This is a genomic window from Bradyrhizobium sp. CCBAU 45384, from assembly GCF_028128665.1.
In the GTDB taxonomy this organism is placed as follows: Bacteria; Pseudomonadota; Alphaproteobacteria; order Rhizobiales; family Xanthobacteraceae; genus Bradyrhizobium; species Bradyrhizobium manausense.
The window spans coordinates 1-21,496 of the sequence record NZ_LBIZ01000076.1 but is presented as its reverse complement, the minus strand read 5'-3'; the positions used below and the strand labels follow the sequence as shown (position 1 = coordinate 21,496).

Sequence of the window (21,496 nt, the reverse complement as noted above, 5' to 3'; positions counted from 1 at the left end):
TGCAACGCCTGACCTAGCATCCTGCTTAAACCGTTGATCTTGGAACTTCTTACAATCCGGAGAGCTGTTTTTCGCATTACGGGAGCAATCCCTGCCGAAAGGCGAGCGCCACAGCGTGCGGGAGGGTCAATGCAGCTAGATTGCGCCTGGCGTTGTCCAGATGAAACTTCACACCTCGCGAGCTAACACCGAGGATCTGGGCAATATCCTGCATCGTTTTGCCATCGGAGATCCAGGCGAGACACTGCCGCTCGCGTTGAGTCAGAGCGCAAACGATCTCGCCTGCTGCCGAGGTGCGTCCAATCCTGGCGCTCACATGCGCATGATAGATGAGACCCACCATTTCCAACATCTCTTGCGAGGCCGCAATGAAACGATCGAGTCCCAGGCTGCGCTCGTCGACCGCAAGCGTAAACGCAGCAAACTGGTTTTGACTCGAGGGAATGCGAACCGTCAGGCCGGTCCTGATCTTGAAACTCAGTGCATCGTCAAACAGACGTCGCTCTTTCGGCGATTTTGCGCTTCGCGCCTCACGGCCATCCCACAGGAATACTCGGCTCGTATTTCGCGGTTCCCGAAGAACGGGATCAATGTTGTGATATCCTTCGCGAAAATAGTGGCTGGTCCAACTCTTGGGATAGGATGAGATCAGATTGGGGCCATTCACGCGCCGACCAAAATAAGCAAACCACCGAAATCCCAATGCATGCGCAGCTCGTTCCGCGATGCGCCGAAAATCATCTTCCGTATAGGCAGAGTGAAGACAATCGACAAATTCGCCGCACGCTCGTTTGACATCCTTCATTGCACCACTTCGTCGTCTTCCTAGCCCTTAGAACGCGAATAACTTTGACGATTCGCGCTACACGTGCAGACCGTGTATTGCGATGATGCGGCAGCTTTGCGGCACGAGGAGTCCCATAAACGCCCTGTCAGAACTGACAGCGTAACGCCGTGACCGCGGCTGCTTTCTTGATCTCGAAGCTGTGATTCGTAAGCTTGAGGTTAAAAATGAAGGTCATTGTGTGCACACGTACGGCGCTCCTGCACGACTCCGAACTGACGCTGGGAATGCACCGCCTACGAGGGCGCGTGTTCAAGGAGCGGCTTGACTGGGAAGTCTCGGTCTCTGACGGACTAGAGATCGATCAGTACGATGCATTCAATCCGACTTATCTGCTGGCGCTTGAGCAGGATGACGTTATCGGTTGCGTGCGCCTACTCCCCACCACCGGGTGCAACATGCTTGCCGATACGTTCCCGATGCTGCTGGATGGCAATGCGGCGCCAAACACTAGCAGGATCTGGGAGAGCTCGCGCTTTTGCGTTGACACCAAGCTTGCGGAGGCAACAGCAGAGAATGGTTTGCGCAAAGCGACGTTCCTGCTGTTAGCAGCAATGATCGAATGGGGCCTGCAGCACCATCTCCGGGCCATCGCAACCGTCACTGATCTTCGCATGGAACGCATTCTGCGTCGGGCCGGATGGCACCTCGACCGCCTCGGCGCGCCTCGTCAAATCGGAGTGACCAAGGCGGTGGCTGGCTTGTTGCCGATCACCGAGGACGCTCTCGGCGCGATCCGCGCGGCCGGGCAAATCTCAGGGCGGGCAATTGCTGCGCCGTCAAGCCTGTCACTCGCGGCTTAGCATCGAACGTCCCTCAACACCTGTCAAAAGAAGGCTCTCACCATGGATCCCGCTGCATTCACGGCACTGCTCGAACGATGCGCGCCGAGGGCAATGGTCCAGCCGCTGACCGCTATCGTGCGGCAGGCGAGCTCCTTCGAGCCGCTGCTCATCACGATTGAAGGGCGCAAACCGGTTCCGATTCAGGCTACCGATCGTGACGAAGCCATCCGGCTCACGACAGAAGCCATCGCCACCGGCCAGAAGGTCCGAACGGGTCTCGCTCAACTTGATGCCGAGGAAACAAAGAAGGCCGGGCTGACAGCGGCCACGACCTTCGATGCATGCCAGCACGTAGCTGGCCTTGGCAGATTGTTCGACGCGCGACTTGATGCGTCGAGCATAAAGGGGACAGACCGCGATCAAGCAATCGCGCACGTCGTCGCAAGTTTCGCGGTTCCAAGACGAGCGCCCGAGTCTCCCATCCAGCCAATGGCAACTGCCGATAGTGATCGCGCCAGCGGTGATACGAGGATCAACCCACCCGCACGATCTGAGAGCGAGCCCCCACGCTGGGACGTCTATCGCTCAGGACTAGGTACGTCTGCCTTCGTCTATAAACGATGAGCAATGTCGTTTTCTCGCTCAACTCACTCCCGCAGTCCAGGCAGTCGCCTTCTGCATCGTCAATAGGAGCCGTGTCATGACTTCACCTCTTAAACACTCCGCTGCCCTCCTTTGCATGGGAGCCGTCCTCAGCATCGCGTTGGTCGAGCCGGCACTGGCGCAGACCGCGAATATCGAGGGCGTGCTGCAGAACATCGTCAACATGCTGACTGGCAACGTCGCTCGCCTTCTGGCGACGCTGGCCGTCATCATCGTCGGCATCGCCTGGATGTTCGGCTACCTCGATCTGCGCAAGGCCGCCTATGTCGTGCTCGGCGTCGCGATTACGTTTGGCGCCTCTGAGGTGGTCTCAACGCTGACCGGCGGTCGCTGATGGCTGAGGCCGCGCCTCTCACTGAGGACACCTTGTTCCTCGCCTGCACGCGGCCCGCCATGGTCGCCGGCGTGACGATGGAAGCTATGGCGCTCAACGTGATGTTCTCCTGCATCATGTTCCTGGTCGCTGGAAGCATCGTCTACGGCCTGGTCGCGATTCCGATCCATGGGCTTTGCCGGATCATCTGCCGCCATGACCCCAACATGTTTCGGATTCTGCTGGCCTGGATCGAAACCCGCGGGCGCGCGCGCAATGCCGCATTCTGGGGCGGCTCGTCCTGCACGCCACTCAAGCTGGTCCGGAGATATCGAACAAAGGAGCTCGGCTATGCGCAATAGGGCGCTTAAAAACCGGGAGATCGAGCCCGATGTCTATATGCCATTCGGCCGGCATGTCACGGGCACGGTGATCAGTCTGACAACCCGAGCCCTGCTGACGGTGATCCGGATCGACGGTACCTCGTTCGAGACTGCCGAGATCGCGGATCTGAATGATCTTCACGGTAAGCTAAATCTCACGCTGCGCAATGTTGCAGATCCGCAGCTCGCGATTTGGAGCCACCTGGTGCGCCGCCGGACGTCGGTGTATCCCGACGGCACCTTTCGATCGGCCTTCTCAGCGGCGCTCGACGCTCAATATCGCCAACAACTCTGCAAGGAAGCGCTGTTTCGCAACGATCTCTATCTGACTCTGGTTTGTCATCCCGGCCGAGCGGCTACCGATACGGCCGCCGCTTTCTTTCGGCGGCTCGGCCGAAGCGCTGCGAATGCCGCCGAGGTGGACAGCAGAGCGCTGAAACGGTTGGACGACGCAACGCGAGATATCGTCGCGGCACTCGACCGTTACGGCGCCCGTGCGGTTGGATTGTTCGAGCGCGACGGCATCACCTTCTCGGAACCAATGGAGTTGCTCCATGCACTCGCCTCCGGTGAATGGATGGCGATGCCATTGCTGAAAGGGCCTATTGGCCCGGCACTCTATTCAAACCGCGTCATCTTCGGCCGCGAGGCCCTCGAGATCCGCAGGCCGGGCGGGTCGCGCTTCGCTGGCATGTTCGGGCTGAAGGAATATCCCGCCTCCACCCGGCCGGGCCTGTTGAACGCGCTCCTTTCCGCGCCGTTTGAGCTCATCGTCACACAAACATTCGCGTTTTTGGCGAAAGCTGACGCCAAGACGGTTCTGACCCGCAAACAGAACCAATTAGTCTCGGCCCAGGATCCGGCCGCCTCGCAGATCGACGAGCTCTCTGACGCGCTCGACGATCTCGAATCCAACCGGTTCGTGCTCGGAGACCATCACCTCTCGCTGCTGGTCTACGCCGATGCACCGTCGCAGCTGCAGGAACACATGAGCGTGGCACGGCGTGCACTGGCCGATGCGGGTGCGGTGGTCGCCCGGGAAGATCTTGGACTTGAAGCGGCCTACTGGGCGCAACTTCCTGGTCTGTTCAAATACCGCGCTCGCACGGGGGCGATCAACTCACGAAATTTCGCGGCATTGTCGCCGTTCCATACCTATCCGACCGGACAGCCCGCGGGCAACCATTGGGGACCGGCGGTTGCGATGCTCAAGACCGCGTCTGGCTCGCCCCTCTATTTCTCCTTTCATCATGGCGACCTCGGTAACACCTTCATCTGTGGCCCCTCGGGGTCCGGCAAGACCGTCGTGCAGAACTTCCTGCTGTCGCAGGCGGAGCGACTTGGTGCGTCCTACGTTTTCTTCGACAAGGACCGGGGGACCGAGATTTTCGTGCGCGCCGCCGGTGGCACGTATCTGACGCTCCACAACGGCGCCCCGACCGGGTGCGCGCCGCTCAAGGCGCTGGAGCTGACGCCGGCGAATCTTTCCTTCCTGGGCGAACTGGTTCGGAAACTCGTTACGCCGGACGACCGGCCGCTGACCGTGATCGAGGAGGAGCGTATCGATTCTGGACTGCGAGCGCTCGGTCAATTGCGGCAGGCGGAACGCTCGTTCGGCACGCTCCGGGCTTTTCTCGGCCAGCAAGACCGCGAGGGGATCGGTGCGCGGCTGGAGCGATGGTGCCGGGGCGCGCCTTTCGGGTGGGTGCTCGACGGTGATCAAGATGCGATCGGTCTCGACGCCCGGTTCATTGGTTTTGACATGACCGATCTCCTAGATCACCCGACCGTTCGCACGCCACTCATGATGTATCTGTTTCACCGAGTCGAGCGGCTGATCGACGGCCGGCGCCTGATCATCGATATTGACGAGTTCTGGAAGGCGCTCGGAGACGAGGCGTTCCGTGATCTCGCCAACAACAAGCTGAAAACCATCCGCAAGCAGAATGGCGTCATGGTGTTCGGAACGCAGTCGCCGCGCGACGCGCTGGCCTCGCCGATCGCGCACACCATTGTCGAGCAATGCCCGACCCAAATCTTCCTGCCAAACGCGCGGGGAACACGCTCGGACTATGTCGATGGCTTCCATCTGACCGACACGGAATTCCGCCTGATCAAGGAGGAGCTAGCTCCTGAAAGCCGGCGCTTCTTGGTCAAGCAAGGCCACAACTCGGTGGCGGCGGAACTCGACCTTGGCGGTTTCGACGATGCGCTCGCCGTCTTGTCGGGACGCACCGAAACCGTCGAGCTCCTCGACCGCATTCGCAAGCAGGTCGGCGACGACCCCGCTCAATGGCTGCCGGTGTTTCACGCGGAGCGGAGGAAAGCCCAATGATTGTTCATCGCATCCCAATTCTTCTCGCCTCCCTGTCTGCCGTCACTCTCTTGATGCCCAGACCCGCAGCGGCTGAGATCGTATTCGATCCAAGTGTGTATGCGCGGCAGTTTGAGCAACTGGCCGAATTGAAGAAGCAGGTCGATACCCTGACGTCGCAGCTCAAGGTCGCGCAGGATCAGTTGAATCAAGCCAAGCAGCTCTATGACAGCTTCAACAAGCGAACGAATGCCAACGATATTGGCGCGCTCTTGAACACGCCACAGTTCCGGAAAGTTCTGCCACAACAGTTCTCGGACATCGAACGCCTTGTCGCGGGGCAGGGTGGCGGCAACTTCGCGGACGCTATCAACCATTATCTTGCGCAGAACCGCGCTTATACCGGCAACAGCGGCAACTCGTACTACCAGAGCGAACTCGACCGGATCGCCCGGCAGACCGGGGCGAAGCACTCCATGGGCCAGGCGGTGTACGACGCTGCCTCGCAGCGCGTCGACGCACTCGAGGAGCTCAGAGCTCGGATCAGCTCGGCGACCGACGCCAAGGAGATCCTCGATCTCTCAGCGCGGCTGCAGGCCGAGCAGGCGCTGCTGCAGAACGACGTGCTTCGGATGCAGGGTCTAGCAATGATCCAGCAGGCCCGCATGGATATGGACGGTCAGCGGGAACGAGAGAAACAGCGCCAACTGGTCGATGAAATGAAGGCGGCGCTGCAATGAGAATAGCGACTTCCATTCTGCTGGTTACCGTCGCCACGGCTCTTACCGGCTGCAACGAGGCTAGCAACACTCAGCCGACGAACACGGTCGGCTGGTTTTTGGATCATCGGGAAGAGCTTGCAATCGCTCTCAAGGCGTGCCGCGACGATCCTGGTGCGCTCGGGAAGACGCCGAATTGCATCAACGCAAATGAGGCCCGCAATAAGATCACCATCCAAGAGATGAAAGACGCCCTCAAGTAAGGACCGCCGCGATGGCCATAAACGTCTTCGACAGTTTCCTCAAGGAATTCGAACAGCCGATCACGACGTTCGTGTCGACCTCGGTATCGAATCTCGCGTCCTACGTTGATGGTCCACTCCGTATGGCCGTGATGCTCTATGTCATTCTCTACGGCTTCGCGGTGATGCGGGGCGCGATCACTGAGCCGATCATGGAATTCGCCTGGCGCGCGATGCGGATCGTAGTCGTGGTGCTACTAGCAACCAACGCGAGCGCGTTCCAACACTACGTCACGGGATTGTTCTTCGAGTCTTTGCCGAAGGAGATCGGCAATGCGCTGGCGGGTTCTGGACTGAATACCAGTTCCGGAGCGCCGTTTGATCAACTCCTTTCAAAAGGAATTGACGTCGCTAACAAGATCTATGAGCAGGCTGGCCTGACCAATATCGCGCCTGCACTGATCGCGGCCATTCTACTGGTTTTTGTGGCCGTCGGGTCGTTCCTGCAATTTGCCATTCTGCTCTACGCCAAAGTGGGACTTGGCGTCGTGATCGCGCTTGGACCGATCTTCATTGCTCTGGGACTCTTTGAGGCGACGCGCCCGTTTACAGAAGCCTGGCTTCGGCAGCTCGCGAACTTCGTGATCCTCCTGGTCCTGGTCGTCGCGCTGGTCGGGTTGATGCTGTCCACTGTCAGCGGCTTCATCGACAGGTTTGGAGCCAACGCAGGAACGGCGGGCGAGATGGTGGTCGCCGCGGTCGCCATCAGTGCCGTGCTCGGTCTGTCCGGATATATCGCGCTTCAACTGCCGACAATCGCAGGCGGTCTCGCCGGTGGTGGGGCATCGCTCGCAAGCCGGCTGGTCACAAACCCACTGATTGCCAACGCCACGGCTGCGGCAGGAGGGGCCTATGCCGGCGCGCGCTGGTCGGCCAGCCGCGGTCTCGCCGCAGTACGGGCTAGCCGCCAGGGCGGCAGCATCCGGCGTGTCCAATCCCAGGGGACCTCGACAACGTAAGCGAAGATCGCCGGGATCAGGCGACGATAAAGACAGGGGCATCAGAACGATGTGGCGTCGACTATTCATTATTTGCGTCATCGCATGGCAGCTTGGCGGTTGCGCGAACTGGTCAAAGGGGCCGCCCTCCTGCGATGGCCTGGCTCGGCGGCCGCTTAATCGCTCGTTGTGGGATTGGGAGTCCGGCGCACCATCCGCGACACCTGAGCCGCAAGCTTCGCCATCCGCACCCATCATCCGGAAGGGCGAGGGCAACTCGTCCGCACCGTCGACCCATCTCGCCCCGTCCGGCCGCTGGGCGGACATCGCGGCCTCTTACCGCTCTTGCGGCAAGGAGGCGTGAGATGGTCGGACATGATGACCTGAAGAGCTATTTCGAGAATGCGCGGCGATGGGAGCAGGATCTGCTTCTGTCGGCCCATCGCTCGCGGCGAACAGCATGGATGATTGCCGCGGGCGCCTGCGTCTTGGCGGTTGCCTCGGTCGGCGCGGTCGCAGCGCTGGCGCCCCTAAAAACCGTCGAGCCGTTCGTCATCCGGGTCGACAATGCCACCGGCATTGTCGACACCGTCTCGGCCCTCAATTCGACGCCCGCACGCTACGACGAGGCCGTCACCAAATATTTCCTTGGACGCTACGTCCGCGCGCGGGAGGGTTACAGCTACCCGGAAGCCGAAACCAATTTCCGCACGATCTCGCTGCTCTCGGGGCAGGGCGAACAGGCCCGCTTTGCGGCCTGGTACCGCGGCTCCAATCCCGAAAGTCCCCAGGTCGTTCAAGGCCGTTTCGGGGTCGCGACGGTGCGTATCAAGGCGATTTCGCTGCTCGCCGACAACGTCGCGTCTGTGCGGTTCATGAAAGAGAGCCGCAAGGGCGAGGAGACCCATGTGACCCACTGGGTCTCGACCCTGACCTTCTCTTACGCCAACGCGCCGATGTCCTCCGCCGACCGCCTGATCAATCCTCTCGGGTTCCTGGTTTCGGAATATCGCGCCGATCCGGAGGTCGTGCCATGAAACGTTTCGTGCTTCTGATCACTTTAGGCCTCGGATTCGCGGGGCCTGTGCTCGCTCTGCAGCAGCCGGCACCGGGTCAGCACGATGCGCGCGTGCGCACCGTGACCTACGACCCAACGAATGTTGTCCGCCTCAACGGCGTGATCCGCGCCTCGACCCAGGTCGTCTTTGCCGATGACGAGGAGATCGCGCATGTCGCGATTGGGGACGCGATCGCATGGGAAGTTGCACCGGCGGGTTCGATCCTGTTCCTCAAGCCCCGCGAAAAACACCCGCCGACCAATCTGCAGGTCGTCACCACCCGGCCGGATGGGCGCAAGCGCTCCTATCAGTTCGAGTTGTCGATCGCCGAGACGACGCTGGCCGACAGCTACTTCGTTGTCCGCTTTGCCTACCCGGGCGACGAGCTCGAGCGCCGGCGCATCGAGGCGGCGACGCGCGGCGCCGAGCGGGAAGGCGCGCTGATCGATCAGACGTTTGAGCTGCATCATGCCTACGGCGCACGGAACTGGCGCTTTTCGGCCCAGGGCTCGACTGATCTCGAACCCGAAGCCGTTTTCGATGACGGCAAGGAAACCACCTTCCGCTTCGCTGGCAATCGGGAGATCCCGGCGATCTACCTGATCAACTCGGACGGCTCTGAAAGTCTCGTCCCTAAGGACGTGCGCGGCGAGCTCGTGGTGGTCCACGCCACCGCCCGCGAGTTTCGGCTGCGCAAGGGCGACATCGTGCTCTGCATCTTCAACGAAGGGTTCGATGCTGTCGGCGTCAATCCCGGCACCAACACCACGAGCCCCTCGATCGAGCGAAAGGCGAAGAGGCCATCTCCGACCCTCAAGGCACGATAGGCGGACAACATGACCGAGCATGAGAATGAGACGCTTGCCGGCGAACGTGGCATTACGCCGGTCGGAGGAGGGGACAATGGCCGAACGGCGATGCTCAAGCGTGGCTTCGGCGCGCTCGCGCTCACCGCATTCGCATTTCTGATCATCTGGGGAACCTGGAAAAGCGACAAGCCGGTCGGCGAGTCCGCCCGCAAGCTCATGATCCGCCAAGCAGCCGCCTTTGAGCCCGCCGCGGAACCACCTGCCGCGCCCATGACCACGGCATCCATTCCGGTCCCACCTATCTCAGCCACGCCGGCGGCCCCCGCGCCAGCTCCGGACCAGATGCTCGAAAGCGCGCGGCGCGCACCGGTGCTGGCCTATAATCGGCCGGTCGCGTCGGGACGACCGGCCCCTAACGCGACCGGTGGCGTCCCCGTTGATCCCTATGATTTTGGGCGGGCCGAGCCACGCAATGAGCTTGCCGACAAGCTCAAACCCACGCCGATCGAGGGCGTGCGGGCGGTGCGGCTGCCCAATCGCAATCTTCTGGTTACCCAGGGCACTGCAATCCCTTGCGTCCTTGAGACCGCAATGTCGTCCGATGTGGCGGGGTTCGTCTCCTGCGTCGTGTTGCGCGACGTGATGTCGGATTCGGGCAACGTGGTGCTGATGGAAAAGGGCACGCAAGTGGTCGGGGAATATCGTGGCAATGTCCGACGCGGCTCCAAACGGATGTTCGTGCTATGGGCTCGCGCCAAGACGCCGACAGGCGTCATCGTGGCGCTAGCCTCGCCCGCCACGGATGCGCTAGGCCGGGCTGGGTTCGACGGCGACATCGATACACACTTTTGGGAGCGCTTCGGCTCGGCGCTGTTGTTGTCGATCGTCGGCGATGCCTCTTCGATCGGGCGCCAGCAATTGCAAGACGGCTCGATCCAGATCAACAACACGGCCGGCGCGACCAACACCGCCGCCGGCATCGCCGTCGAGCAGTCAATCAACATCCCGCCGACGCTGAGCAAGAACCAGGGCGAGCTCGTGAATATCTTTGTCGCGCGCGACCTCGATTTCTCATCGGTCTACCAACTCAAACGGATCGAAAGCCGCACCCAGATTCTCGACCGCACCCTCCCCGGAGGCATCGTCGGGCCGGCAGTGGTGACCAAATGAGGCCAGTCGCATCCATCGAACGCGATGGCGGGCGGTTGGTGCTGGCGCGCTACCTCGAGCCGTTGGCGCCATACCTTTCCGACAACACCCTCACTGAAATCGTCGTCAACCGCCCGGGCGAGGTTTTCGTGGAAGGGCCAGACGGTTGGGCACGGCACGAGGTAGCGGCCCTCACCCAGGCTTACCTTTCACATCTTGCAACGGCAGCCGCCAGTCACACTCGTCAGGACATAGGGCCGGAATACCCGGTGGTATCGACCAGCCTGATCGGCGAGGAGCGCTGTCAAATCGTCGTGCCGCCCGCTGTCCCAGCGGATACGATCAGCCTGACGATCCGCAAGCCCTCAACACTGACCATGGACCTGAGCGCGCTTGAGCGGGCAGAGCTGTTTGATGAGGTCCGCCCCGCCAACGACGAGCTGGCCGCCGACGAGCATCAACTGCTCGCCCTCAAGGAAGCCGGTCAGTGGCGCGAATTCCTTGAGCTCGCGGTCCGCACCCGCCGCAATATCCTGATCTCGGGGGCGACCGGGTCCGGCAAGACCACTCTGTCCAAGGCGCTGATTGCTGCTATCCCGGCCCAAGAACGGCTCATCACCATTGAAGACACCGCTGAGCTGGTTATCCCGCATCAGAATTGCGTCCGGCTGCTTTATGCCAAGGACGGGCAGGGCGTGGCCAAGATCGGCCCGCGCGAGCTCCTGGAATCGTCGTTGCGGATGCGGCCCGACCGCATACTGCTGCAGGAGCTGCGCGACGGCACCGCCTTCTTTTATCTCAGAAATGTGAATTCGGGGCATCCGGGATCGATCACGACGGTTCATGCCGACAGCGCCCGCCTTGCCTTTGAACAGATGACCTTATTGGTCAAGGAAAGTGATGAGGGACGCGACCTCCACCGCGACGATATCCGTTCCCTCTTGCTGCATCTCGTCGACGTCGTGGTCCAGATGCAGAAGCGCAATGGCCGCTACCGCATTTCGGAAATCTACTATGACCCCGTTCGCAAACGCGACCACGCCCGCTAAGGCCGCCTTTGGCACGGCACTGACGCTCGGGGCCGGCGCAGTCTTCTTGCTGGTCGCCTCGAACGTTCTGCTGCTTGGGCTCAGGCTTCACGATGGCGGCTTTCACTGGTCAGAGATCGCGACAGGCTGGCTGCGTTATGGAGCCGATCCGCGTTTCGACCGCTGGCTGACGCTGTCGACCCTCGCTGGCTTGATTGTAGTCTTTGGCCTGCTCGGCACCATCCTGCGGCAACGTCCACTTCCCCTTCACGGCAAGGCCCGTTTCGCCTCCGAGCGCGAGATCAAGGCCGTCGGCCTGCGATCCAAGGACGGTCTGCTACTCGGCCGCAAGGATGGGAAAATGCTCTGCTTCGGCGGATCGGAGCACGTCCTCCTTTATGCCCCAACGCGCGCCGGGAAGGGTGTCGGCTATGTCATTCCGAACTTGCTGAACTGGCCGGATTCGGTTGTTGCGCTGGATGTGAAGAAGGAGAACTGGGATCGCTCGGCCGGCTTTCGCGCCAGCCACGGGCAGGAGGTCCATCTGTTCGACCCGCTCGACGAGAACGGCCGCACCGCCCGCTATAATCCGCTGGGCTATGTGCGCAGCGATCCAGCCGACCTCTACGACGATCTGCAGCGGATTGCGGTGATGCTGTTTCCGGCCGAGAGCCGCGGGGATCCGTTCTGGTTTGAGGCGGCGCGTTCATCCTTTGTGGCAATCGGCGGCTATATCGCGGAAACGCCGGGCTTGCCATTGACGATTGGCGAAATCCTACGCCAGTTGTCGGCGACCCAGGATCTGAAATCCCATTTCGACAAGGTCATTGCCAACCGCAAAGCCGGCCCTTCCCCGCTATCGGGGCACTGCATCACGGCCCTGAACGATTTCCTCGCTGCTTCCGAGAACACCTTGAATTCCGTCCGCAAGACAGTGACGGCACGGCTCGGCCTCTGGCTCAATCCCCGCATCGATGCCGCAACCTCGACCAATGATTTTGACCTGCGCAAGCTACGCCAAGAGCCCATGTCGATTTATCTCGGGGTGACGCCCGACAATCTCGACCGGATGGCACCGCTTCTGAATCTGTTTTTCCAGCAGGTAGTCGACCTCAACACCCGGGAACTGCCGGAGCAAAACCCCAAGCTCACTCGTAAGGTGCTGCTGTTGCTCGACGAATTCCCAGCGCTGGGCAATGTCAATGTATTGGCAAAGTCGGTGGCCTTCATCGCCGGATACGGCATCCGTCTTCTCACGGTGGTCCAAAGCCCGGCCCAGTTGCGCGCGATCTACGGGATTGATGCTGCCCGCAATTTCATGACCAACCACGCCGTGGAGGTCGTGTTTGCGCCGAAGGAGCAGGACGTGGCGAATGAGCTCTCGGAGCGCATCGGATATGAGACGGTGAACGCGCGTAGTCGCAGCGGGCCAAAGGGGCTTGCGATGCGAGCAATCAGCGAGACGGTATCAGAGCATCGTCGCGCTCTGATGCTGCCGCAAGAGCTCAAGCTTCTTCCAAAATCCAAGGCCTTCATTCTTGGTACTGGCATTCCGCCCATCATCGCCGACAAGATTATCTATTACGAGGACAAAGCGTTCCTCCAGCGATTGCTGCCGGCGCCAGTCCCAGAGCTGCCCAAGGGACGCTCGAACACACTGCTCGACGCCGAAATCAAGGAGCTGCGGTCAGAGATTGCGGAGCTGCGAATGGTGTTGCGGGCGCGGCCCATGACAGACGAGGAGGTGGCCGATCCCGCCACGATTCCCGCAAACGCCAGTTTCGATTTCGGGGATGTGGATGTCGACCTAGAAGGCCTCTCCGAAGCCGACATGAAAGCCTGGGTGCTGAGCTACATCGACGCCCAAGCCATCCCGCCGGCGCGACGGCCCGGCCGCAAGCGGAATGAGCAGCAGCATGAACGACACACGTGACAGCAACGAGTTCAGCCTCGAACGGCAAAGTCGTGCCGCGGACGCTTCCAACAGAAAGGGGAGCGACCACTCCGGAAGCAAGGCCGCCACCGACAAGTCTTCCCCCACGGAACCTCTGAACAATGCTCTCCCGGATCGCATCCGGCGCAAATATTACGTCGTCGCAAGTGAATCCGAAAAGGATGGCTCTGCCCGCGAAGCGCGGCTCTATGCCGATGAGCGGAAAGAGTACCTCGCGTTCAAGGCCACTGACGATCGCCTGGTCACCCGCATAGCTGCCGCCGAGGTGATCAGGGATATGGTCAGCGTGGCACAACATCGCCAGTGGGAGGCACTTCACGTTCGAGGTTCCTTCGAGTTCCGGCGCGAGGCCTGGCTCGAGGCTGGCGCACGCGGGATGGACGTGAAGGGCTATCAACCAAGCGAGCTTGATGGCCAGGCGCTGGCTGACCGAAGAGTCGCATGGGATCGAGCCCACGCCCGGACCAAAGATGTGGAGGCTCGCTGGATCTCCGACAGGTCAACCCGGGCCGATAGGCTCGATTACGACAAGGGCGTTTCCGGACGTCTGATGGAGGTCGGTATTGGCCCCTACCGCAACCGCGCCGACGCGGAGCCGTCGACCTATGTAGCCATCGAGCTGGACGATGGCCGGCGACATCAGGTGTGGGGCGTCGGCATTGTAACGGACGTCGCAGATAGCGGCGCCAGGCCTGGCGACCGCATCTCTCTGCGCAGGGACGGCGTCGAACCCGTCATCAGGGCGATCAAGTCCATAGACGCCGCCACGGGAATCGCCGGCATTGAGCGGCGCCAGATGTGGCGCAACATGTGGAATGTGACGGTGGAGGCACGCCGTGCAGACCGGCCGGCGGCTGCGCATGATTCCGACCTGCTCGCGGCCAAATCCCAGCTTGTCGTCATCAACAAGCTGGTCGAGCGCGCTCTGCCGAACGACGAGAATGCTCGCCAGAACATTATGGCCTTCGCCAAGGAGCGCATCGCTCGTCATCTTGAGAACGGACATTCGTTTGTGCGGGCGACAGTCAGGGAGCCCGTCCGTGACCGCCATGAACAACCCGGACACGATAAGGAAGGCGCTCGTCAAACCCAGAGCGGTGAACGCATGAGACGGCAAGAGCGAGAGCACTGAATGTGGAGGCTCGTCCACTCGACCATCTTCGAACCTTAAGCGCCTGGACCCTCGGCGGCCGTCGACGCGAATTATAGAGCACGGGAATCATAATCCTGGGGTCGGGGGTTCGAGTCCCTCCCCAGCTACCAAGCGATTTCAATAGCTTAGCTGTAAGGCCGGTCTACGTAAAGTTGGTTGTACCACAATTGGTACCACTCTTCAGATCGATGAGTGGAAGGGTGCTTTTTCACTGCGACAGCTCGAGCCCTCCATCTCAAAATCTCCCCGGCCTTCAGAGATTGGTTTGTGAGAAGCGCCGCTCCGGGCAGAGAGGCAGGTAGCGAAGCGGTCCCGGTTGTTTGGCAACGATGATGTACGTGGGTGGGTACCTTCTCCTACCCTGCGATCAGATTTCAGCACTCGGTTAGGTTGCGGTTTATTCATATGGTTGCTAATATATGCATGAGCCTTGGAGAGTGCAGACATGGCGCAAGAGACCGGCTGGCCCGGGCTTATCGACCAAATTGAGATTGACGAGTCGGCCGCGATCGCAGTCGAGCAGATCGATGACGAGATCACTGTCGCGATCGCAAGCGCTGTTGGCGTCCATTTCCAGCTGACGGCTAAGCAGGCGCTCAGGCTCTCCCGGGCTTTGGCTGTCGCAGCGGAGAATGCAGCGAAATTCCCTGTATCAAATGGAAAGTAGCCGTCGCATCTGGCAAGCCCGAGCTCAACGAGGCGGCGGATCGCCTCAGGGCGCCCTGGAAGATCCTCTTGCTTGCGACGCCAAGCGTCGAGCGACTTCAAAGCATCGGATATCATCTCTCCGCCGCTCGTTTGCTGTCGGATCTCCCCGGGTCGTGATCCGAAAGTAGGGGATTGCCGGCGGCGGATGCAGGCGGCGGCCGCTTGCCGCTTGACCTGTAGAGTCTCGGGGTTCTAATTTTGTTCACGTGATTCATTGGAGCGGCCGCGGCCGCCACGCAGGGTGTTCGCAGGTGCTGACCTGATCACCGCGCGGGGGTTCCGGGCCGCGAGAACTTGCCGACAGCCGTCGGTTGAGAAGAATGCACGAGATCATCTGTCCCCACTGCGACAAAGCGTTCAAAGTCGACGAATCCGGTTATGCCGAGATTCTGAAGCAGGTGCGCGACAAGGATTTCGACAGGCAAATCCACGAACGGCTGGAACTTGCCGAGCGCGACAAGCACGCTGCGGTCGAACTGGCCAAGGCACAGGTGGGTAACGATCTCCAGAAGACCGCGGCCGCCAAGGATGTCCAAATCTTGGAGCTGAAGGCGAAACTTGAGGCGAGCGAGGTCGCACAAAAGCTTGCCGTCACCGCCGCGCTCACTGTCGTTGAGAAAGAGCGTGACATGCTGGCGAACGCCCTTGCCCAGGCTGAGCGCGAAAAGAAAGCCGCCTCGGAGCTTGCGGAGGCGTTGCTGGCCAGCGAGCAGCAAAAGATCTCTGCTGCCAAGGATAGGGAAATCCAAGAGCTGAAAGCCAAGCTTCAGGCCGTGGAGCTCGAGAAGAAGCTCGCTGTCACCGAAGCGCTTAGTGCGATAGAGAAAGAGCGCGACGAGCTGAAAAGCGGCATCAAGCAGGTGCGGCTGGAAAAGCAGCTTTCTGAGCAGTCGCTCAAGGACAGATACGAAACGCAAATCAAAGATCGCGATGACGCGATCGAGCGTCTCAAGGACATGAAGGCCCGCCTGTCGACCAAAATGGTCGGCGAGACCCTCGAGCAGCATTGCGAGATCGAGTTCAACCGGGTGCGCTCCATGGCCTTCCCCCGGGCATATTTCGAGAAGGATAACGACGCGCGTACCGGCTCCAAGGGCGACTACATTTTTCGGGACTCGGATGAGGCCGGTACCGAGATCATCTCGATCATGTTCGAGATGAAGAACGAAAGCGACAGGACCGCAACAAAAAGCAGGAACGAGGATTTTCTAAAGGAACTCGATCGCGACCGGACCGAGAAGGGCTGCGAGTACGCCGTCTTGGTATCGTTGCTTGAACCCGACAGCGAGCTCTACAACGCGGGTATCGTCGACGTCTTTCACCGCTATCCCAAAATGTACGTGATACGCCCGCAGTTCTTTCTGCCGATGATCACGCTGTTGCGGAATGCCGCCATCAACTCGGTGAAATACAAGACGGAACTGGCCCTCGTAAAGGCGCAGAACATCGACATCACCCAGTTCGAAAACCAGCTAGAGACGTTCAAGAACGCATTCTCGAAGAACTACGATCTTGCGTCCAGGCACTTCCAGACGGCGATCAACGAGATCGACAAATCCATCGACCATCTGCAGAAAACCAAAGATGCTTTGATCGGGGCGGATCGCAACCTGCGCCTCGCAAACGACAAAGCCCAGGATGTCACGATCAAGAAGCTAACCCGCGGCAACTCGACGATGGCGGCCAAATTTGCGGAGCTGAACAGTCAGGCGGCGGAATAAATTGGGTTGGTGCAGAGGCCTTTATTCTCAGGCTTGATGTTTCCTTCGGGCGACCCCTTGCCTTGATGGCCTGCCTTGAATGCGTTCATCGGTGGTGAGCAGCCTTTAAATCGGCTCTCAACCTTAGCTCAACCGGTAACGGACGCTGCTGCCTCGAAACGCTCCCGGGTGGATGCGGCGAGCCTTCCTAAACCGAAGTGTTCCTGCATTCTACGAATGATGTCTTCGACGTCCTCCAAGCCTTCATTTCGGAGTTCAGCGGCCAAGCCGGCCAACTCGGGCAGCGGGATGTCGCCATGATCGCGTCCCTCCGAAACTCGATACGGGACGATGTTGCCGGCGGTCGCATCCTGCCGCCATCCACATGTCGACTACGTGACACTCATCACATCCTGTAATCTCGGCGTCGGGTATCCCATCGGCTACGGGCTCAGGTTGGTCCTCACCGAGAGATTAAAGGGAACGACGATGCGCGATATTCGTGATCGGAATTCAATCAAACTGAATGACGAGAAGCGCGAGCTGACAATTGCAGAGCTCGACAGGATCGCTGGTGCTGGCGGCTACAGCGAGGCCGACCAAGCGCTGTCCTCCCTGATAAAGAGCCTTCACGACGCCAGAAACTCCAACATCGGAAAGATCTGAGAAGAAGGGATTTCCGCGTTGAGACCGGCTCAGTTGACGGCCTCTCTCATTTCGAAATGTCGCTTATTGGCCCATCAGCGAAGGTTGCGGCGGGCACGTCAGCGGCCGAGGCCAGACCGGACATGGTGCCAACACGGCCAAATAGACGTCAATGACCCTGAGCCGACATTCTCTTCTGGACCAGCCCCGCTGGATCTGATCCAGCGGAGCCTGTAGAGGTTACTACGGTACTTTACGGTCCATCTCAGGTCGTAGGACGACACTTTCCTGTGCCGTCGCTTCGTTGCGTGAGCCAATGAACACGGCCGGTTGTGCGCTTCGGTTGACAGCAACGTGCAGCATGTTTGCGGGAATGAAGATGTAATCCCCCGGACGCACGGTGTCGCGATGCTGAAGTTGGTCGCCGGTCCACAATTCCATCTCATCGCCGCTGAGCATGTAGAGCGCGGTTTCGTGACACTCGTGCACATGCGCCCGCGTTCGCTGCCCGGCCGGAAGCGTGATCATCCCGAGCCAGAGCGATTGTGAGCCCACTGTTTCTGCACTCACTCCGGGCTTGTAATCGCTGCCTTGCTCTGCGCGGTAGCCTGCGCCACTTTTGACGACCGAGGCTTTCTGCGCTGCAGCAATCGCATTGCTGTTGCTTTGTGTGGCTTCGAGGACCGTCATCGAACCCTCCTTTGGTGAACAGATCCACGCGCGTAAATTCCGTCATCAGCTCCCGAAAAGTCTTGAACGCCGGGCCGAAATGTTCCGAAAGTTTGCAAAACCAGCTAGTCTTGCGGCATGTCTACAGATTTCGCCTTCGGCCCGTTTGCTATTGATCTGCAACGAGGAGCCCTTTTTCGAGAGGGCCGGCCTGTAGCAATCAGCAGCAAGGGTTTTCGGTTGCTTGAGGCGCTGCTTGGCTCACCCGGTCGAGTGCTGACAAAAGACGAATTGATACAGGCGGCCTGGGGCGATACGGCGGTCGAGGAGAGCAACCTTTCGGTTCAGATCGCGGCGCTGAGAAAGCAGCTAGGGCCTACTGCAGAAGGGGGAGATTGGATCATCACGGTTCCACGGGTCGGCTATCGGTTCGTCGGGGCGGCAACGGAGCCAACGCAACAGATCGCTGAGACGAAGACGTTCGCGGCTGAGCATCGGCCGTCGATCGCTGTTCTGCCGTTCCTGAATTTAAGTGGCGAAGAGGAACAAGAATATCTCGCCGACGGTATCACCGAGGATATCATTACGGCACTGACGCGGTTTCGCTGGCTTTTCGTCATCGCACGCAACTCAAGCTTTACCTACAAGCACAAATCGCTTGACGCAAAGCAGATCGCGCAGGAGCTCGGCGTTGAGTACTTAATCGAGGGAAGCATCCGCAGGTCCGCTCAGAAGATCCGGATTTCTGCACAGCTGATAGAGGCCACATCAGCAAAGCATATCTGGGCTGAGCGCTATGACCTCGAATTGACCGAGGTGTTTGCAATTCAAGACGAAATTGCAGAACGCGTAGCGGGTGCTATCGAACCGGAGCTGCTCAAAACGGAAGGCGCGCAAGCAGCGGCTCGACACACCGGTAACATTACAGCCTGGGACATAGTAAGGCGTGGGATCTGGCATTTTCATCAGGTCACCAACGAGAATCATCTGAAAGCCCGAGAGCTGTTTCGTCAGGCCGCTAGTCTCGATCCCGAACTTCCAGAAGGGCATCTTTGGCTCGGTCGGGTCAGCGCTGGCCTGGTTGCTTATGGCTGGTCCGACAATCGTCCTACCGATTTGCAGGAGGGCATGGAAGCGGCTTTAAAGGCGGTTCAGCTGGACGAACGAAACCCCTATGCACACTACTCGCTTGCGATCGTCAGCGCGTATGCAGGCCAGTTCGAGCAGTCGATTAGCGCCGCCAGAAAAGCGATTGAAATCAGCCCCAGCTTTGCTCTGGGGCATCTCGTCTTGGGAATGGCTCTCCTGTTCGGTGGACGTTCGTCGGAAGCAATCGCACCACTTGAATATGGGGTCCGACTGAGCTCTTACGATCCCCAGAATTTCGTCTGGTTCAACATTCTTGCGCTGGCACGGCTCTTCTCCGGACGCGCCGAAGCTGCTCTGGAAGCAGCAGCGCGCGCTCTACAAGTCCGGCCGAATTGGCGAACCAGCCTGGAAGTGCTCGTCTGCTGCTATGCGCAGCTGGGAAAGTGGGACGAAGCACGACGCTGCGCGCGCCAGATGGTCGGCGCTGTAACACAGCCCGACGACGTACTGACACCGCTTAGAACCCATAATCCGGGATGGGCAGAGGACATGGCCAGCAGCCTTCGTAGGGCGCAGATTTAGTACGGACGCGCCTTATGGCCCCTCGCTTCAGTTGACGCGGCGCAGCTTCATGTCGGTTAATGAGTTTAAAGCGGAAGTTTGCCGCCAGGCGCCGAAGCTGCGCTTGTGCCCCCAGCGGACATTGACGCGCCCCGAGGGACGGTGCTGGGATCCAGGAGCCCCGGCGGGGCGCGGTCAGGCGGAGCGGCTTCAAAAGCAAAGCCGACCGTGGTAGCTGTAAGTGCAATGCATAACGAGTGTCTGCACGCACCCGACCATGCCCCAGGGAGGAGTCGTGATGAAATGCAGTTCTCATCCGCTGCTGTCAGCGACCGACGGCTTCGCAACGAACAGCGCCGACGTTCTGATCTTGCTCGCACGCGTCCTGCTCGCATGGGTTTTCGTGGGAGTAGCGTATGGAAGTGCCATCAATTTCGCCGGCTCATTGGGCTACTTCACGTCTCTGAAAGTCCCGGCGCCTCTCCTGTTTACCTCCGCGGCTCTCTTTGTCGAGATCCTGCTTTCCGCGGGTTTGATCCTGGGCCTGGGCACACGCTATTGCGCAATACTGACCATCGTGTTCGTCGTCGTCGCGACGGCGATCGCGCACAGGTACTGGGAATATTCGGCTGGCGCCCAACAGATCGCACAGTACACCAATTTCTTGAAGAACATTTCCATCATCGGGGGCGCGCTGGCGATCTTCGTGACCGGAGGCGGCCGCTACTCGCTGGATTGCGCGCTGGCGCGATAATAGCTGCCCGTCCTCGGCCGAGGCGATGACGGACGAATTGAGCTTGTCCTGTTTCGGATGAGCAAAGTCGAACGGGCGGTAGACGTCAGTCCGCGGGCGGCCCGGAGCTGACCCAGCGCAGGACATCGCTAACGCCCGCTTGTGGCCCTGAGCCGACCTTGTAGCGCAGCGTACCGACGGGCGGCTTTTGACCCTGGCTGTGTGAAAAGCCACGAGTCGGCTACGATTCCTCCGTTTCCTGATGGGGGATACGGATGGGACGCTTCGTTGAAGGCGCGGACAGATCCCAGCTGACGCTCTTGCCGGAATGTCTGGAGGATTGGGTAAGCGAGGACAACGCGGTCCATGTGATCGATGTGTTCGTCGAGGCGCTCGACCTGCATGGAATGGGGTTTGAGCGTACGATCGCCAAGGAGACGGGCCGGCCCTCCTATCATCCGGCAGTCCTTCTGAAGCTCTACATTTACGGTTATCTCAATCGAGTGCAATCCAGTCGCCGCCTGGAACGTGAGGCGTGCCGCAATATCGAGGTGATGTGGCTGATCGGCCGCCTGGCTCCCGACCACAAGACGATCGCCGATTTCCGGAAGGACAATGGTGCGGCGATCCGGAAAGTTTGTGCGAAGTTCATTGCACTATGCCGGCAAATGGGCCTGTTGCAGACCCCAAGCGTCGCAATCGACGGCAGCAAGTTCAAGGCGGTGAACAACCGCGACCGCAACTTCACGCATGCCAAGATGGCGAGGCGGATGGCGCAGATCGAGGAAAGCGTCGGTCGATATCTACGTCAACTCGATAGCGCCGATCGGCAGGATCCATCGGAAGCGATCAGCATCAAAACGACGAGGATCAAGGAAAAGATCGCTCGGCTGAAGCAGGAGATGAGCCGCCTTGAAGTGCTTGATGCGCAGATGCGCAACACGCCGGATCAGCAGATATCGCTCACCGATCCGGATGC

The 21,496-nt window shown here is 60.1% G+C and carries 22 protein-coding genes; 20 read left to right on the top strand and 2 right to left on the bottom strand.

From position 1 onward, the window contains the following. Positions 1-76 precede the first annotated feature (76 nt). Entirely contained in the window at positions 77-805 is a 729-nt protein-coding gene (locus XH80_RS04170; RefSeq protein ID WP_271597455.1) for an autoinducer binding domain-containing protein, read from the bottom strand. Between the two features lie 206 nt (positions 806-1,011). Here XH80_RS04170 and XH80_RS04165 point away from each other — a divergent pair, with 206 nt between their 5' ends. The 17 genes from XH80_RS04165 (at position 1,012) to XH80_RS04085 (ending at position 17,486) form a co-directional block, all read left to right on the top strand. Further along, positions 1,012-1,647: an acyl-homoserine-lactone synthase gene (locus XH80_RS04165; RefSeq protein WP_271597454.1), complete on the top strand. Its 636-nt coding sequence runs from the start codon at positions 1,012-1,014 to the stop codon at positions 1,645-1,647. A gap of 42 nt (positions 1,648-1,689) precedes the next feature. Continuing rightward, positions 1,690-2,253, top strand: coding sequence for a type IV secretion protein (locus tag XH80_RS04160; RefSeq protein WP_271597453.1), 564 nt, complete (start codon positions 1,690-1,692; stop codon positions 2,251-2,253). Positions 2,254-2,329: 76 nt separating this feature from the next. After that, complete coding sequence (locus tag XH80_RS04155) at positions 2,330-2,626, top strand: TrbC/VirB2 family protein (RefSeq protein WP_025038371.1); 297 nt, start codon at positions 2,330-2,332, stop codon at positions 2,624-2,626. After that, positions 2,626-2,967 (top strand): type IV secretion system protein VirB3, encoded by a 342-nt coding sequence (locus XH80_RS04150; protein ID WP_271597452.1) that lies wholly within the window; start codon positions 2,626-2,628, stop codon positions 2,965-2,967. Before XH80_RS04155 ends, XH80_RS04150 begins: the two co-directional genes overlap by 1 nt. Further along, entirely contained in the window at positions 2,957-5,323 is a 2,367-nt protein-coding gene (locus XH80_RS04145) for a VirB4 family type IV secretion/conjugal transfer ATPase (protein WP_271597451.1), read from the top strand. Before XH80_RS04150 ends, XH80_RS04145 begins: the two co-directional genes overlap by 11 nt. Next, positions 5,320-6,042 carry a P-type DNA transfer protein VirB5 gene (virB5, locus tag XH80_RS04140; protein WP_271597450.1) on the top strand — a complete coding sequence of 241 codons (723 nt, stop codon included), beginning with the start codon at positions 5,320-5,322 and terminating at the stop codon, positions 6,040-6,042. The genes XH80_RS04145 and virB5 overlap by 4 nt, the downstream gene beginning before the upstream one ends. After that, positions 6,039-6,284, top strand: coding sequence for an EexN family lipoprotein (locus XH80_RS04135; RefSeq protein ID WP_271597449.1), 246 nt, complete (start codon positions 6,039-6,041; stop codon positions 6,282-6,284). The genes virB5 and XH80_RS04135 overlap by 4 nt, the downstream gene beginning before the upstream one ends. Before the next feature lie 11 nt (positions 6,285-6,295). Further along, positions 6,296-7,282 carry a type IV secretion system protein gene (locus tag XH80_RS04130; protein ID WP_271597448.1) on the top strand — a complete coding sequence of 329 codons (987 nt, stop codon included), beginning with the start codon at positions 6,296-6,298 and terminating at the stop codon, positions 7,280-7,282. A 344-nt stretch (positions 7,283-7,626) separates the two neighbouring features. After that, positions 7,627-8,298, top strand: a complete 672-nt coding sequence (locus XH80_RS04125) for a virB8 family protein (RefSeq protein ID WP_271597447.1) — start codon at positions 7,627-7,629, stop codon at positions 8,296-8,298. After that, positions 8,295-9,146 (top strand): P-type conjugative transfer protein VirB9, encoded by an 852-nt coding sequence (gene virB9 / locus XH80_RS04120; protein ID WP_271597446.1) that lies wholly within the window; start codon positions 8,295-8,297, stop codon positions 9,144-9,146. Before XH80_RS04125 ends, virB9 begins: the two co-directional genes overlap by 4 nt. Positions 9,147-9,155: 9 nt before the next feature. Continuing rightward, positions 9,156-10,298 carry a type IV secretion system protein VirB10 gene (gene virB10 / locus XH80_RS04115; protein WP_271597445.1) on the top strand — a complete coding sequence of 381 codons (1,143 nt, stop codon included), beginning with the start codon at positions 9,156-9,158 and terminating at the stop codon, positions 10,296-10,298. Beyond that, the gene (gene virB11, locus XH80_RS04110; protein ID WP_271597444.1) at positions 10,295-11,326 is read left to right on the top strand and encodes a P-type DNA transfer ATPase VirB11; all 1,032 of its coding nucleotides are present in this window, start codon (positions 10,295-10,297) and stop codon (positions 11,324-11,326) included. Before virB10 ends, virB11 begins: the two co-directional genes overlap by 4 nt. Next, entirely contained in the window at positions 11,262-13,238 is a 1,977-nt protein-coding gene (locus XH80_RS04105; protein ID WP_271597443.1) for a type IV secretory system conjugative DNA transfer family protein, read from the top strand. Before virB11 ends, XH80_RS04105 begins: the two co-directional genes overlap by 65 nt. Beyond that, a complete protein-coding gene (locus tag XH80_RS04100; protein ID WP_271597442.1) occupies positions 13,222-14,391 on the top strand; it encodes an LPD7 domain-containing protein in 1,170 nt (389 codons plus the stop codon). The genes XH80_RS04105 and XH80_RS04100 overlap by 17 nt, the downstream gene beginning before the upstream one ends. 466 nt (positions 14,392-14,857) lie before the next feature. Then, complete coding sequence (locus tag XH80_RS04095; protein WP_271597441.1) at positions 14,858-15,079, top strand: hypothetical protein; 222 nt, start codon at positions 14,858-14,860, stop codon at positions 15,077-15,079. A 361-nt stretch (positions 15,080-15,440) separates the two neighbouring features. Further along, positions 15,441-16,841 (top strand): DUF2130 domain-containing protein, encoded by a 1,401-nt coding sequence (locus tag XH80_RS04090; protein ID WP_271597440.1) that lies wholly within the window; start codon positions 15,441-15,443, stop codon positions 16,839-16,841. 330 nt (positions 16,842-17,171) lie between these two features. Then, positions 17,172-17,486 carry a hypothetical protein gene (locus XH80_RS04085; protein WP_271597439.1) on the top strand — a complete coding sequence of 105 codons (315 nt, stop codon included), beginning with the start codon at positions 17,172-17,174 and terminating at the stop codon, positions 17,484-17,486. Positions 17,487-17,708: 222 nt separating this feature from the next. Here the strand turns inward: XH80_RS04085 and XH80_RS04080 are convergent, their stop codons facing one another. Beyond that, a complete protein-coding gene (locus XH80_RS04080; protein WP_271597438.1) occupies positions 17,709-18,155 on the bottom strand; it encodes a cupin domain-containing protein in 447 nt (148 codons plus the stop codon). 117 nt (positions 18,156-18,272) lie between these two features. Between XH80_RS04080 and XH80_RS04075 the strand changes: the two genes are divergently transcribed. The 3 genes from XH80_RS04075 to XH80_RS04065 all read left to right on the top strand — a co-directional run. Then, positions 18,273-19,805 (top strand): winged helix-turn-helix domain-containing tetratricopeptide repeat protein, encoded by a 1,533-nt coding sequence (locus tag XH80_RS04075; protein ID WP_271597437.1) that lies wholly within the window; start codon positions 18,273-18,275, stop codon positions 19,803-19,805. A 277-nt stretch (positions 19,806-20,082) separates the two neighbouring features. Then, a complete protein-coding gene (locus XH80_RS04070; RefSeq protein ID WP_271597436.1) occupies positions 20,083-20,538 on the top strand; it encodes a DoxX family protein in 456 nt (151 codons plus the stop codon). Between the two features lie 254 nt (positions 20,539-20,792). Further along, a partial coding sequence (locus XH80_RS04065) for a transposase (RefSeq protein ID WP_271597435.1) occupies positions 20,793-21,496 on the top strand: 704 nt, incomplete at its 3' end.

What these genes read in the sequence shown, in the direction of transcription:
- XH80_RS04170 (WP_271597455.1), bottom strand. Translation starts at nt 805, where the DNA reads ATGAAGGATGTCAAACGAGCGTGCGGCGAATTTGTCGATTGTCTTCAC.
- XH80_RS04165 (WP_271597454.1), top strand. Translation starts at nt 1,012, where the DNA reads ATGAAGGTCATTGTGTGCACACGTACGGCGCTCCTGCACGACTCCGAA.
- XH80_RS04160 (WP_271597453.1), top strand. Translation starts at nt 1,690, where the DNA reads ATGGATCCCGCTGCATTCACGGCACTGCTCGAACGATGCGCGCCGAGG.
- XH80_RS04155 (WP_025038371.1), top strand. Translation starts at nt 2,330, where the DNA reads ATGACTTCACCTCTTAAACACTCCGCTGCCCTCCTTTGCATGGGAGCC.
- XH80_RS04150 (WP_271597452.1), top strand. Translation starts at nt 2,626, where the DNA reads ATGGCTGAGGCCGCGCCTCTCACTGAGGACACCTTGTTCCTCGCCTGC.
- XH80_RS04145 (WP_271597451.1), top strand. Translation starts at nt 2,957, where the DNA reads ATGCGCAATAGGGCGCTTAAAAACCGGGAGATCGAGCCCGATGTCTAT.
- virB5 (WP_271597450.1), top strand. Translation starts at nt 5,320, where the DNA reads ATGATTGTTCATCGCATCCCAATTCTTCTCGCCTCCCTGTCTGCCGTC.
- XH80_RS04135 (WP_271597449.1), top strand. Translation starts at nt 6,039, where the DNA reads ATGAGAATAGCGACTTCCATTCTGCTGGTTACCGTCGCCACGGCTCTT.
- XH80_RS04130 (WP_271597448.1), top strand. Translation starts at nt 6,296, where the DNA reads ATGGCCATAAACGTCTTCGACAGTTTCCTCAAGGAATTCGAACAGCCG.
- XH80_RS04125 (WP_271597447.1), top strand. Translation starts at nt 7,627, where the DNA reads ATGGTCGGACATGATGACCTGAAGAGCTATTTCGAGAATGCGCGGCGA.
- virB9 (WP_271597446.1), top strand. Translation starts at nt 8,295, where the DNA reads ATGAAACGTTTCGTGCTTCTGATCACTTTAGGCCTCGGATTCGCGGGG.
- virB10 (WP_271597445.1), top strand. Translation starts at nt 9,156, where the DNA reads ATGACCGAGCATGAGAATGAGACGCTTGCCGGCGAACGTGGCATTACG.
- virB11 (WP_271597444.1), top strand. Translation starts at nt 10,295, where the DNA reads ATGAGGCCAGTCGCATCCATCGAACGCGATGGCGGGCGGTTGGTGCTG.
- XH80_RS04105 (WP_271597443.1), top strand. Translation starts at nt 11,262, where the DNA reads ATGGCCGCTACCGCATTTCGGAAATCTACTATGACCCCGTTCGCAAAC.
- XH80_RS04100 (WP_271597442.1), top strand. Translation starts at nt 13,222, where the DNA reads ATGAACGACACACGTGACAGCAACGAGTTCAGCCTCGAACGGCAAAGT.
- XH80_RS04095 (WP_271597441.1), top strand. Translation starts at nt 14,858, where the DNA reads ATGGCGCAAGAGACCGGCTGGCCCGGGCTTATCGACCAAATTGAGATT.
- XH80_RS04090 (WP_271597440.1), top strand. Translation starts at nt 15,441, where the DNA reads ATGCACGAGATCATCTGTCCCCACTGCGACAAAGCGTTCAAAGTCGAC.
- XH80_RS04085 (WP_271597439.1), top strand. Translation starts at nt 17,172, where the DNA reads ATGTTGCCGGCGGTCGCATCCTGCCGCCATCCACATGTCGACTACGTG.
- XH80_RS04080 (WP_271597438.1), bottom strand. Translation starts at nt 18,155, where the DNA reads ATGACGGTCCTCGAAGCCACACAAAGCAACAGCAATGCGATTGCTGCA.
- XH80_RS04075 (WP_271597437.1), top strand. Translation starts at nt 18,273, where the DNA reads ATGTCTACAGATTTCGCCTTCGGCCCGTTTGCTATTGATCTGCAACGA.
- XH80_RS04070 (WP_271597436.1), top strand. Translation starts at nt 20,083, where the DNA reads ATGAAATGCAGTTCTCATCCGCTGCTGTCAGCGACCGACGGCTTCGCA.